Source organism: Paenibacillus sp. FSL M8-0142, from assembly GCF_038597315.1.
Taxonomy (GTDB): domain Bacteria; phylum Bacillota; class Bacilli; order Paenibacillales; family Paenibacillaceae; genus Paenibacillus_AQ; species Paenibacillus_AQ lactis.
On sequence record NZ_CP152008.1, the window covers coordinates 1,390,136 to 1,403,027 of the forward strand.

Annotated in this window: 10 protein-coding genes and 1 riboswitch; of the genes, 9 read left to right on the top strand and 1 reads right to left on the bottom strand. The window is 54.3% G+C overall.

Annotated features, from left to right (window positions below; all coding sequences use genetic code 11):
* The first annotated feature begins 2 nt into the window (after positions 1-2).
* From modB to NSQ46_RS06550, 3 genes are all read left to right on the top strand, one after another.
* Entirely contained in the window at positions 3-665 is a 663-nt protein-coding gene (modB, locus tag NSQ46_RS06540) for a molybdate ABC transporter permease subunit (RefSeq protein WP_040737926.1), read from the top strand.
* A gap of 93 nt (positions 666-758) precedes the next feature.
* Positions 759-1,640: an ROK family protein gene (locus NSQ46_RS06545; RefSeq protein ID WP_007127275.1), complete on the top strand. Its 882-nt coding sequence runs from the start codon at positions 759-761 to the stop codon at positions 1,638-1,640.
* 206 nt (positions 1,641-1,846) lie between these two features.
* Positions 1,847-2,860: an HRDC domain-containing protein gene (locus NSQ46_RS06550; protein WP_210094420.1), complete on the top strand. Its 1,014-nt coding sequence runs from the start codon at positions 1,847-1,849 to the stop codon at positions 2,858-2,860.
* 186 nt (positions 2,861-3,046) lie between these two features.
* Here NSQ46_RS06550 and corA read toward each other — a convergent pair whose 3' ends face one another.
* The gene (gene corA, locus NSQ46_RS06555; protein ID WP_007127277.1) at positions 3,047-3,982 is read right to left on the bottom strand and encodes a magnesium/cobalt transporter CorA; all 936 of its coding nucleotides are present in this window, start codon (positions 3,980-3,982) and stop codon (positions 3,047-3,049) included.
* A 422-nt stretch (positions 3,983-4,404) separates the two neighbouring features.
* Positions 4,405-4,529, top strand: a riboswitch (SAM riboswitch).
* 132 nt (positions 4,530-4,661) lie between these two features.
* Here corA and metA point away from each other — a divergent pair.
* The 6 genes from metA (at position 4,662) to thrS (ending at position 12,839) form a co-directional block, all read left to right on the top strand.
* A complete protein-coding gene (gene metA, locus NSQ46_RS06560) occupies positions 4,662-5,579 on the top strand; it encodes a homoserine O-succinyltransferase (protein WP_210094419.1) in 918 nt (305 codons plus the stop codon).
* A gap of 23 nt (positions 5,580-5,602) precedes the next feature.
* Positions 5,603-6,787 (top strand): PLP-dependent transferase, encoded by a 1,185-nt coding sequence (locus NSQ46_RS06565; RefSeq protein ID WP_210094418.1) that lies wholly within the window; start codon positions 5,603-5,605, stop codon positions 6,785-6,787.
* The gene (locus NSQ46_RS06570) at positions 6,784-8,007 is read left to right on the top strand and encodes an aminotransferase class V-fold PLP-dependent enzyme (RefSeq protein WP_342576499.1); all 1,224 of its coding nucleotides are present in this window, start codon (positions 6,784-6,786) and stop codon (positions 8,005-8,007) included. The genes NSQ46_RS06565 and NSQ46_RS06570 overlap by 4 nt, the downstream gene beginning before the upstream one ends.
* A 196-nt stretch (positions 8,008-8,203) precedes the next feature.
* Positions 8,204-9,337, top strand: a complete 1,134-nt coding sequence (gene mqnC / locus NSQ46_RS06575; RefSeq protein ID WP_007127282.1) for a cyclic dehypoxanthinyl futalosine synthase — start codon at positions 8,204-8,206, stop codon at positions 9,335-9,337.
* 203 nt (positions 9,338-9,540) lie between these two features.
* Positions 9,541-10,446: a putative sporulation protein YtxC gene (locus NSQ46_RS06580; protein WP_342576500.1), complete on the top strand. Its 906-nt coding sequence runs from the start codon at positions 9,541-9,543 to the stop codon at positions 10,444-10,446.
* Positions 10,447-10,901: 455 nt separating this feature from the next.
* The gene (gene thrS, locus NSQ46_RS06585; protein WP_007127284.1) at positions 10,902-12,839 is read left to right on the top strand and encodes a threonine--tRNA ligase; all 1,938 of its coding nucleotides are present in this window, start codon (positions 10,902-10,904) and stop codon (positions 12,837-12,839) included.
* Positions 12,840-12,892 lie beyond the last annotated feature (53 nt).

Genomic DNA, 12,892 nt, shown 5'->3' on the forward strand with positions numbered 1-12,892 from the left:
AGATGTTCTGGATGCCGGTGTGGCTGTCGATAAAAACATCACTGCTCTCCAGCATCATTACGTTTATACTAGGTACTGCGGCAGCCCGGTGGATGTCGAGGCGCCGATTTGCCGGCAAGACGGCGGTCGAAACGCTGCTTATGCTTCCGCTCGTCCTGCCGCCGACGGTTGTCGGCTTTCTTCTGCTCGTTATACTGGGCAGAAATAGCTGGGTAGGGATGGCGGCGGAATGGCTGTTCGCAAGACCGGTCGTATTCAGCTGGGGGGCCGCCGTCATCGCGGCGATCGTGGTTTCGTTTCCCCTGGTTTATCAAAGCATGCGCGTCGGGTTCGAATCGGTGGATGCCGAGCTTGAGGATTCGGCCCGTTCGGCCGGAGCCGGCGAATGGCAGGTGTTCCGCTGGATTACGCTGCCGCTCGTGCGGCGTGCGGCGGTCTCGGCCTATATTCTGGCGTTTGCCAGAGGATTGGGCGAATTCGGTGCAACGTGGATGGTGGCCGGCAACATTCCCGGGGTGACACAGACGCTGCCAACAGCGATTTACGTTGCTGTAAGCAACGGTGACAGCCGGCTCGCTTGGGCCTGGACCGGCATGATCGTCCTCTTTTCCTGGCTGCTCCTGGCAGCTTCGGGAACGGGGCGAGGCCCGAGCAAGAGGGATTAGGCTTGACGGAAGAGGAATGTTTCCATATGCTGACGAATAGAGCTTGTTTAACAACCCAAGAGAAAGAGAGCACACGTGGAGAGGATGAGTAGCATGAGTTTACTTGGAGCTATTGAGGCAGGAGGAACGAAGTTCGTTTGCGGAGTTGGAACTGCGGACGGTACGGTCGTGGAACGGGTAAGCTTCCCGACAACAACCCCTGAGGAGACGATGGCGAACGTCTTCAGCTTTTTTGCGGATAAGGATATTGAAGCGATCGGCGTAGGTTCGTTCGGTCCGATCGATCCGGTGAAGGGCAGTCCTACATATGGCTGCATTACGACGACGCCTAAGCCGCATTGGAGCAACTATAACATCGTAAAAGCACTGGAGGAGCGGTTCGGGGTTCCGATCGGCTTTGACACGGACGTTAACGGGGCCGCGCTTGGTGAATATACTTGGGGAGCTGCTCAAGGCTTGGACAGCTGCCTGTACATTACGATCGGCACGGGTGTGGGAGCAGGCGCTGTTGTATCCGGCGAGCTGATCCACGGCTTGTCCCATCCGGAAATGGGTCACATCTATGTCCGCCGCCATCCGGAGGATCGTTATGAAGGCACATGCCCGTACCATGCAGACTGCCTGGAGGGACTTGCTGCAGGACCTTCGCTCGGCAAACGCTGGGGGGTTCCGGGGGCGGAACTGACACCGGACCATCCGGCTTGGGAGATGGAAGCGTACTATCTGGCTCAAGCACTGATGAATTATGTGCTGATTCTCTCTCCACAGCGGATCGTTATGGGCGGCGGCGTCATGAAGCAGGAGCATCTGTTTCCGATGATCCGTACCAAGCTTCAAGAGCTGCTGGCCGGCTACGTTCATCATCCTAGCCTGCGCGAGAACATCGATCAGTTTATCGTGCCGCCGCAGCTGGGCGATAATGCGGGGCTGTGCGGCGCCATCGCGCTTGCCAAGCTGGCTCTTGCCGAGAAGTAACAGAAAGCCCGAAGACTTCGTGACGGTAAACGGATAGATCTTTATAAAATCTGTTGGCTCCCGTTACAAATTATGGTACTATATAGCCAACAGTATAACATAGTGAAACGGGAAGCACCCTTAACGACGCTGCGGCGGAGTAGGGGTGCTTTTTTGCGTTGTCTTAGGTTGTACTGAAGAATGTGATAACGGGAGGTAGACAGGACATGCAAATTGTGTTCATGAATCAGATGAGCAGGACGGACGAGCAGGGGCATTCGAGTTTCGCTCAGGTGTGGATCGGAGAGGAGGAGGGCGTCTGGAGCCTTGGCTGGCGGGACATCGAGCCGGAGGGCGAGGCCGCAGATGACGATTGGTATGAAGGAGGCTCGTGGAATGAGCTGCTCTGTGTATACCGTCACCATTTGGCCAGAAAGCTGGCGGAGGGGTATCGTCCGATCATCGAAGGGATATTTAACGAGACCGGAGAGATCGGCGGCAGGAACCTCCATATGCAGAAGCTTCAATGCTACAGCGAGCTGCACGGCTCGGAGGAGCTGTATACCGAGCTGTGCGCCTGGAGGCGCCGGAAGGCGGCTTCCGGGCGGAAGGCTCCGTACTTTATCGCCAGCAACCGGGTGCTGCGGCTCATCAGCGCGTTCGTTCCCCAGAGCGAGGAGGAGCTGCTGCAGCTTCCCGGAATCGGGCCTGCCAAAGCTTCCGAGCATGGGGCGGAGTGGCTTGAGATCACGGCGAAGATCGAGCGCAAGACAACCTTTCCGCTGGACTGGGTTTATCACCAGCTCCCGGAGGATGTGTTCGTCTCCTGGTTGTATAAGCAGAAGGAGGAGAAGTACAAGCAGGAGCTGGAGCGGTACCGGATCCGCCGCTCGATGCTGCTTGGCATTGCCGAGGGAGCGACGCTGGAGCAGCTGGAAGAGCGAACGTCGCTGTCCCGCCGCGATCTGATCGAGCAGCTGGAGGGGCTTGAGAAGGAAGGCTATGACACCGAACAGCTGGTGCAAGCCGAGCTGTGCACCGTGCCGGATGCTGAGCAAGCAGCGGTATGGAAGGCTTTTGAGGAGCTTGGCGATACGTTTCTTAAGCCGGTTCTTCAGCGGGTATACGGCCAAGAAAAGGGGGGAGAGGAGGTTGGCGGAACGGAGAAGCTGTATGAGCGGCTGCGCCTGATCCGGATCCGCTTCCGCCGAGAGGAATCCAGCCAAGCGAGTGCGGGCTGAAGCAAGAATAGACTGCAGGGTAGCGCTGTCCCATGAGTAGAACCTTCTACTTGTGGGACCGTTTTTTAATGAACGCTTGCTGCGAGGGAAGCATCATTTCACATAGAAAAAGAGGAGCCCCGCAAGATCTAATGATCTCATGGGACGCCTCCTCTTTAACAACAAGCTGCTGTATATGCGGTGAAATTAAATCCAGTCCTTTTTTCGGAACAAATAAAACATCAGCAGGCCGGCGAATACCATGACCCCGATCACAACGTAATACGAATATTCCCAATGCAGTTCCGGCATATTGTCGAAGTTCATCCCATAGATGCCTGTAATCAGCGTAAGCGGGATGAAGATGGTCGTAATAGCGGTAAATACGCGCATGATTTCGTTAGCACGATTCGCAATACTCGACTGATACGCTTCCCGCAGGTTGCCCATCAAATCGCGGTAGGTTTCGAATGTTTCCGAAATTTTCACGGCATTCTCATAAATATCGCTGAAATATTTCTGCAGCTGATCGTCGATCAGCCGAAGATCCTTTTTGTTGAGCGTATTGATAACTTCCTTCTGCGGCCCCAGCACCTTCTTCAGCCATAGAATCTCGCTTCGCAGGCCGATAATTTCGCTGAGATGCGTCTTCTTGGTATGAATAAGAATGTCTTCCTCCAGCTTCTCGATCCGGGCTTCGATCCGGTCGCCGACCGAAAAGTAGTTGTCCGTGACCAAGTCGATCAGCAGGTAGAGGAAACGGTCGGGCGTGCTGACCTCGTCTTCCCATAGAAGGGGCTTGACGGTCCGCAGCTCGTGAATTTTCTGTTTCGTGACCGTGATGATGAAATGTCTGCCCAGGAAAATATTGAGGGCCCGGAGGAAAATCTCCTCGTCATCAAAACGGATGCTGTTTACAACGATAAAATAGTGGTTTTCATATATTTCGATCTTCGGACGCTGCTCCTCTTCGCTCAGGCAGTCCTCCACCGCAAGATCATGCAGGGAGAAAAGCGGCTGCAGCTCGGCTAAATCATCGACATCCGCATCCAGCCAGTAAAAGCCGCTGGCCGGTGCTGTCAGCGTCATCTGGATATCGTCAACAGGGGTAAATACACCCGCATCAACCAACCGGATTTTCATCTGATATCACTCCTTCTTCATTCGTACATTAAAGGCACAGGATATCAGCTTAGCCGGTGTACGGGCTTTGTTGATTTTCTCCTAAGAGAACTATGACAAAAGCGCATGAAAAATAACGCTGCCCTCTGCCGGTAAGCTGATCCTGGTCCTATGCGGTTGTGCATCCTTCGCTTCCACGTTCTGGCTCGGGTCACCGTCCATTTTCATGTTTCACCTCTTTCATCATGGGGCTAAATAGCACTTGTCTAGTATAACGCCGGGTTTGGGAGCTTTCAAGCTGTAATCGGGTCAAACAGAAGGCGTTAATACAGGGTATTGAGAAAGGGGTGTAATGTGACGGCTCGCTTGAAAAGATGCTTGACGAAAATATTCGGATGATATAAAGTAAGTATCAATATAACCATACAACTAAATACAGCGAAATCTTATCAAGAGCAGGTGGAGGGACTAGCCCTATGAAACCCGGCAACCGGCGGCAATATCGCACGGTGCTAATTCTTGCAGGATATACGATTCATGATTGACCGTATAGCCTGGCAGATGAGAGAGGAGCATTGTAGTAATGTATACGACGACCTTTCTCGACCGAGAAAGGTCTTCTTGCGTTTATACAGTCAAAGCGCTCTGACTCAAGCTGCAGCGGATGTACCACTACATATTTTGAAGGAGTGAGCTTAAGGTGCCAATTAAAATCCCTGATGCCCTGCCGGCCAAAGAAGTGCTGGCTGGAGAGAACATTTTTGTTATGGATGAGAGTCATGCCTTTCACCAGGATATCCGCCCGCTGCGGATTGCGATTCTGAACCTCATGCCGACGAAGGAAACGACGGAGACCCAGCTGCTGAGGCTGATCGGTAACTCGCCGCTTCAAGTCGATGTTGTATTGCTGCACCCAAGCTCCCATGTATCCAAGAACACATCGGCTGAGCATTTAAAGTCGTTCTACAAAACGTTCGAGCAAGTGAAGAATCGCCGGTTTGACGGCATGATTATCACCGGCGCTCCGGTGGAGCAGCTCGAATTCGAGGAGGTCAACTACTGGCAGGAGCTCACGGAAATTTTTGAGTGGAGCAAGACGCATGTGACCTCGACCATGCATATTTGCTGGGCATCCCAGGCCGGCTTGTACTACCATTACGGCGTGCCGAAATACAGCTTGGAAGAGAAGTGCTTCGGCGTGTTTTCCCATACGGTCAGCGAGCCCTGTACGAAGCTGCTCCGCGGCTTTGACGACATGTTCTTCGTTCCGCATTCCCGCCACACCGAGGTCCGGCGCGAAGACATTGCGGGCATCGATGACCTGGTCATTCTGTCGGAGTCCGAGGAGGCAGGCATCTACCTGGTAGCAAGCAGGGACGGCAAACAAATATTCGCCACCGGCCACTCGGAATATGATCCGGACTCCTTGAAATGGGAATATGACCGGGATGTTGCGAAGGGATTGGATATTGCGCTGCCGCGCAATTATTATCCGAATGACGATCCGACCAGCAACCCTCCTTCGATCTGGCGGGCCCATGCTAACTTATTGTTTACGAATTGGCTCAATTACTATGTATATCAAGAAACCCCATATGATATCGGTCCACAAATATAGAAGCCGCCAAGGAGGAAGTTGTAATGGAGAGAAAACCGCTGAATATCGAGAGCCGGCTGGCGCAGATCGGATCGGTGCATGAGCCGGTGACGGGAGCCGTCACGTTCCCGATCTATCAGGCGACCGCATACCGTCATCCGAAGCTTGGGCAAAGCACGGGCTTTGATTATATCCGCACGAAGAATCCAACCCGGCAAGTGCTGGAGGATTCGATTGCCGGGTTGGAATCCGGCGATGCCGGCTTTGCCTGCAGCTCGGGCATGGCGGCCTTGCAGACGATATTTGCCATGTTCAGCCAAGGGGATCATCTGATCGTATCTCTGGATCTGTATGGCGGAACCTATCGGCTGCTGGACAGAATCATGTCCAAGTTCGGCGTGAGCGCATCGTATGTCGACACGAATGACCTGGACGCGCTGGAGCAGTCCCGAAAGCCGAATACAAAGGCGGTATTTATCGAGACCCCGACCAATCCGCTGATGATGATCACGGATATTGAAGCGGTCTGTACATGGGCCAGACATCATGGACTGATCACGATTGTAGACAACACGCTGCTGACACCGTATTTCCAGCGGCCGATCGAGCTAGGGGCGGACATCGTCATTCATAGCGCCACCAAGTATTTGGGCGGACATAACGATGTGCTTGCAGGGCTAATCGTAACGAAAGGCAAGGAACTGTCCGAAGAAATCGCCTTTTTGCACAATTCCATCGGAGCGGTGCTAAGCCCTTCCGATTCTTATCAGCTGATGCGGGGCATGAAGACGCTGGCGCTCCGCATGGACCGGCACGAAAGCAATGCGACTGCAGTCGCAAACTTTCTCACGACTCATCCGGCAATCGCAGAGGTGTTCTACCCTGCGCTGCCTGATCACCCGGGTTATGAGATTCAGCACCGGCAGTCCAGCGGAAATACAGGCATCTTCTCCTTTAAAGTGAAAGATGCCCGCTATGTAGAGCCTGTTCTGCGCCATATCAAGCTGATTGCCTTCGCGGAGAGCCTCGGGGGCGTTGAATCGCTCATGACTTATCCGGCGGTGCAGACGCACGCAGACATTCCGGTGGAGATCCGCGAGGCCGTCGGGGTGGATGAGAGACTGCTGCGTTTCTCGGTCGGCATCGAGCATGCGGACGATCTGATCGCGGATCTGGATGAGGCCTTGAACGCAGCTGTGGCCGAGGTGGAAGGAGGCGTTCTGGGATGAGCATCGATAAAGGCGTACGCATAGACGCGAAGGGTCGAAAGCATTCCGGCCCGAAAGGACGGGAAGCGGAATCGCTCCGCTTCGAGACGAAGCTGCTTCATTTCGGCGGGGAGATCGACCGGGCCACCGGAGCGTCAAGCGTGCCGATCTATCAGGCATCGACCTTTCACCACGAGGATATCTACCAGCCTCCGCTTCATGATTACAGCCGATCCGGCAATCCGACCCGCCAAGCGCTCGAGGATTATATCGCGCTGCTCGAAGGCGGTGTTCGCGGATTCGCTTACGCTTCCGGCATGGCAGCGATCTCCAGTTCATTCATGCTGCTCTCGGCAGGCGATCATATGATCGTCACGGAGGATGTGTATGGAGGAACCTACCGTCTATTAACCAGCATCCTGAACCGGATGGGCATTGAGAGCACCTTCGTGGACATGACCGATCTCGATAAGGTGAAGGCGGCGCTTAAGCCGAACACCAAGGCGGTCTATATGGAAACGCCGTCCAATCCGACGCTGAACATTACCGATATCGGCGCAGTGACCGATTGGGCGAAGGAGCATGATCTGCTTACGCTTCTGGATAACACCTTTATGACCCCGTACTATCAGCGGCCGATCGAATTCGGCGTTGATATCGTCATTCACAGCGCCACCAAATTTCTGGGGGGACACAGCGACGTTCTCGCAGGTCTGGCGGTTGCCAGAACGGAAGAGCTGGCTGGGCGGCTGAAGCAGCTGCAGAACGGACTCGGCACGGTGCTTGGCGTTCAGGATTCATGGCTGCTCATGCGGGGAATGAAGACGCTAGGCGCGCGGATGGCTCATTCCGAAGAGAGTGCCGCCAAGCTGGCGGCATGGCTGCAAGGAAGAAGCGATATCGAGTGCGTCTACTATCCGGGTCTCTTGAATCATCCGGGTCGGGAGATTCACGAGAAGCAATCGAGCGGCTATGGGGCCGTCATCTCGTTTGACGTCGGTTCCGGGGAGCGGGCCAAGCAGGTGCTGAACCAAGTGAAGCTGCCGCTGGTAGCGGTCAGCCTGGGAGCAGTGGAGAGCATTCTGTCCTATCCGGCCATGATGTCCCACGCGGCGATGGGGGAGCAGGTTCGTCATGAACGGGGGATTACAGATGGACTGCTGCGTTTCTCGGTCGGACTCGAGGATGTGGATGATTTGATTGCCGATCTGGATCAGGCACTTGCCGGCAGCCGCTATTGAGCGAGACGAACGGCGATAAAATCCCATGGAACATGGCGCTCCGACTGGGTCGTTCACAATATTTCCATATTTTTATTCGGCATCCCGCCCGCAGCGGGATGTCGTTTTTGTTGCCGGATTGTGGTAGGATGAAAAGACGAAGTTTTTGAAATTTTTGTTGAGTTGTCATTTTCTCGGATAAGGGAGGCTGCAAGAAATGAGTGCGGTAAACCGTATTTTGGATAAAGCTTTACGCGGTGAAAGACTAAATCTTGAGGATACTGTAACGCTGTTTGAAAGCGATGAGGTGGAGAAAATAGGGCATGCGGCGAATGTGATGACCAAGCGTCTGCATCCAGACCCGATCACGACATTTGTCATCGGCCGAAATATCAACTATACGAACGTCTGCGACGTTTATTGCCGCTTCTGTGCTTTTTACCGGAGACCGGGCTCGTCGGAAGGATATGTACTGCCGGACGAGACGATCTTTCAGAAGATTCAGGAGACCGAGGACGTTAACGGAACCGAGATCCTGATGCAGGGGGGAACCAATCCGGATCTGCCGTTCAGCTATTACACGGATCTTCTGCGCAACATCAAGAAGCGGTTCCCGAATATTACGATGCACTCCTTCTCGCCTGCGGAGATCATGAAGATGGTCGAGGTGTCGGGTTTGTCGCTGGAGGAGGTCGTACGCGAGCTCCGCGATGCCGGACTGGATTCGCTTCCCGGCGGCGGCGCCGAGATTCTGGATGACCGGATCCGGAAGAAGGTCAGCCGCTTGAAGGGCTCCTGGCGCCAATGGATGGATGTCATGCAGACGGCTCACCGGCTCGGCATGAACACCACGGCCACGATGGTCATCGGTCTCGGCGAGACGATGGAGGAGCGGGCGCTGCATTTGCTGCGCGTGCGGGATGCGCAGGATGAGTGCATTCAGAACGGCTGGAATTCCAAGGGCTTCCTTGCTTTTATTCCATTTACCTTCCAGCCTGACAATACGAACCTGAAGCGCGAGCGGGAGACGCCCGAGGCTTACTTGAAGACCGTTGCGATCGGCCGCCTCGCCATCGATAATGTGCCGAACCTGCAATCCTCCTGGGTAACGATGGGACCGGAGATCGGCAAGCTGTCGCTTAGCTACGGTTGCAACGACTTTGGCAGCACGATGATGGAGGAGAATGTGGTTTCTTCTGCCGGTGCCGTATACAAGGTTAACATCGAGTCGATTCTGAAGCTGATCCGCGAGACCGGCAATATCCCGGCCCAGCGGAACACCCGCTATGAAATCCTCCGCGTGTTTGAGGACAACAGCAGCGTAGAGCGCGATTTTGTCATGCAGAACTAATTCCAAATACTTAGATGTCTTGCTTGAGAAGCGGATCGGGGAACAGCCCCGGTCCGCTTTTTTTGCATGCCGGTAAGCGCCCGGCCCTTATTCATTCCTGCGCTTAAATATTCCTTGGACTTGCTTGTTTTTCCAAGCAGGTGTTCCGTATATCCCCGAGCGGGTCCCCATATACTGAAAAGGGATTCGAAAGGAGTGATTCCATGGAACTGTTCAGCATTTCTGTCAGTGCACGGACCGAAGACGAGAAAAGAGCGTTTCACCGTATATTGTCAGACAAGCAGAAGGAGTTACATAAACAATGCAAGCAGCTGAAATTCACGTTCAGCGCTTCCGAGGACCGCGTCATTTGGACTTGCTCCGGCAAGCTCCCGCTGTCATCTTGGACAGTCTCTGCCGAAACCCTTCGGCGCCAAGTCTCCGAAGCCGTAACGGCTTATATTCTCGAGGAGAAGGAGCAGGAGATTGCTGCACGGTTAATGTTCTCGGAATTCGAGTTTGACGATGAGGAAGAGGCCGATCGGATTCTGCAATGGTTTCTTATGCTGTTGACCAAGGAAGAAGGTCCTTCGGGCGACTTCTGGCGGAGCCGCAGGCGTAAGTTGACCGATGGCATTTATCAATGCCTGCTCGAGAGCCCGGAGCTGAATCTGGACGGGTTCATGACCTTCCGGCTTCAAGGATATGAAGAGGAGCTGCGCGAGATGGCAGAGTATGCCGTAGATGAATTTATGCTGGATCAGCAGTATGAGGAATTTGTGAGCCTGCTGAAATATTTCGTTTATTTTCAAGAGCCTAAAATGCCGCTGGTCCATGTTATTCATAAGGGAGACGAGGATTTCCTCTTGCTGGACGGCAATTTACGGCCGATTGAGCGCTCTCGGGAGGAGGGGCTTGTGATGGAGCGGCTGGATCAGGAGATGGAAATCGAGGACATGGTTGTCAGCACGCTGATTTCCGTATCCCCTGCCCGGATGATCATTCATACAAGGCAGCCGGAACTTCCGGTTATCGTGACCCTTGCCCATATCTTCGATAATCGCGCCGAGGTATGCTGCAGCTGTCCGGAATGCAGCGCGCTTCTCGGGAGCGGACGGATGATGACTTGACGTTTTGCGCGAGACAGGATTATAATTACTGATAAATTCACGTAAAAAGCTCTGACAAAGACATGAATCAATTCGGACCAGACCGCTTTCAGAGAGAGGAAACATCGGCTGAAATTTCCTCCGGAATGCCATTGATTTACCCCTTTGTAGCTGTGCTGTCGAACATCCTTCGGGCTTAGTAGGCATCACCGGGTCATGACCGTTACCTCATGCTGATGAAGGATCCTCCGAGTCTAATGTGTGCGCACGGCTGGAGCGATCGAATTAGGGTGGAACCACGGGTATAACACTCGTCCCTTTGCGGGACGGGTGTTTTTTGTTATTTATAGGCCCGCGAACAGCCTTCACCTAAGCCTAGCTATACGGGGATGAAAGCTGGCACGCACGGGATTGAGCCTGTCCTGCAGAATGTCAATGAACGTGAAAGAAACATCATTTTGGAGGAGGAATGCAAGGTGGCTATCAGTATCAAATTACCTGACGGCTCCGTCCGCGAGTACGAAGCGGGCAGCAGCATTGAGGATGTTGCCGCTTCGATCAGCAGCGGGCTGAAGAAAAATGCGGTTGCAGGCAAACAGAACGGGATTTTGGTGGATTTATCGACACCGCTTCAGGACGGGGCGTTGATTGAAATCGTAACCCAAGACTCCGCGGAAGGACTGGAGGTCATCCGCCACAGCACCGCCCACCTGCTGGCCCAGGCAACGAAGCGCCTGTTCGGCGCGAAGGAAGTAAAGCTTGGCGTGGGGCCTGTGATCGAGGACGGCTTCTACTATGATATGGATCTTGAGGAGCCGCTGAATCCGGAGGACCTGCAAAAGATTGAGAAGGAAATGGAGCGCATTACCCAGGAGAACCTTCCCATTGTTCGCAAGGAAGTCAGCCGTGCGGAAGCGCTGCGTATCTTCGGTGAGCTGGGCGACCCGTACAAGCTTGAGCTGATCAATGCTCTGCCTGAGGACAGCGTGATCACGATCTACGAGCAGGGCGAGTTTTTCGATCTTTGCCGCGGGCCGCACGTTCCGTCTACCGGCAAGATCAAGGTGTTCAAGCTGATGAGCGTTGCGGGCGCTTACTGGCGCGGTGACAGCAAGAATAAAATGCTGCAGCGCGTATACGGAACGGCTTTCGTGAAGAAAGCGCAGCTTGATGAGCATCTGCATCTGCTGGAGGAAGCCAAGAAGCGGGATCATCGCAAGCTGGGTAAGGAGCTCGAGATGTTTACCTTCTCGCAGCTCGTCGGACAAGGACTGCCGATTTGGCTGCCGAACGGAGCCAAGCTTCGCCGGACGCTGGAGCGTTATATCGTCGATATGGAGGAGCGTCTCGGATATCAGCATGTGTACACGCCGGTACTCGGTAACGTAGAGCTGTACAAAACATCCGGACACTGGGACCACTATCAGGAGGATATGTTCCCGACGATGGCTATGGACAACGAGGAGCTTGTGCTTCGTCCGATGAACTGTCCGCACCATATGATGGTTTACAAGAGCGGGATGCACAGCTATCGGGATTTGCCGATTCGCGTAGCGGAGCTTGGGATGATGCACCGTTACGAAATGTCGGGAGCGCTGACCGGCCTTCATCGCGTGCGGGCCATGACGTTGAATGATTCCCACATCTTCTGCCGCCCGGACCAGATCAAGGACGAGTTCGCACGCGTCATTCAGCTGATCATGACGGTGTACAAGGACTTCGGCATTAGAGACTACCGCTTCCGCCTCTCCTACCGGGATCCGCAGGATACCGAAAAATATTATCAAGACGACGAAATGTGGGAAATGTCCCAGCGCATGCTGCGCGAGGTCGTGGAGGGCCTGGATATGCCGTTCTACGAGGCTGAAGGCGAAGCGGCCTTCTACGGTCCGAAGCTCGATGTGCAGATCAAGACGGCGCTCGGCAAGGAAGAGACGCTGTCGACCGTCCAGCTGGACTTCCTGCTTCCGGAACGCTTCGAGCTCGAATACGTAGGCGATGATGGCCAGAAGCATCGCCCTGTCGTTATCCATCGCGGTATTATCAGCACGATGGAGCGCTTTACCGCCTTCCTGCTGGAGAACTTTGCGGGTGCGCTGCCGCTGTGGCTGTCCCCGGTTCAGGTGAAGGTCATTCCGGTTTCGGGCGCATTCGAGGACTATGCGAAGGAAGTGGCCGAGAAGCTGCAGCAGGCAGGCATTTCCGTCGAAGCGGACCTCCGCAACGAGAAGCTCGGCTACAAAATCCGGGAAGCACAGCTTGAGAAAATTCCTTACATGTTCATTGTGGGCGAGAATGAGAAAAATGCGGGTGCGGTTTCCGTCCGCAAACGGGGCGAGGGAGATATCGGCGCCCAGCCGCTCGGCGAAATCATCTCGAAGCTTCGGGAAGAGATCGACACGCGCCTTGTCTAATCGCTGATTGAATCGGCATTGCAGCTTGCACGACTGAAGGCTGCAATCCAATA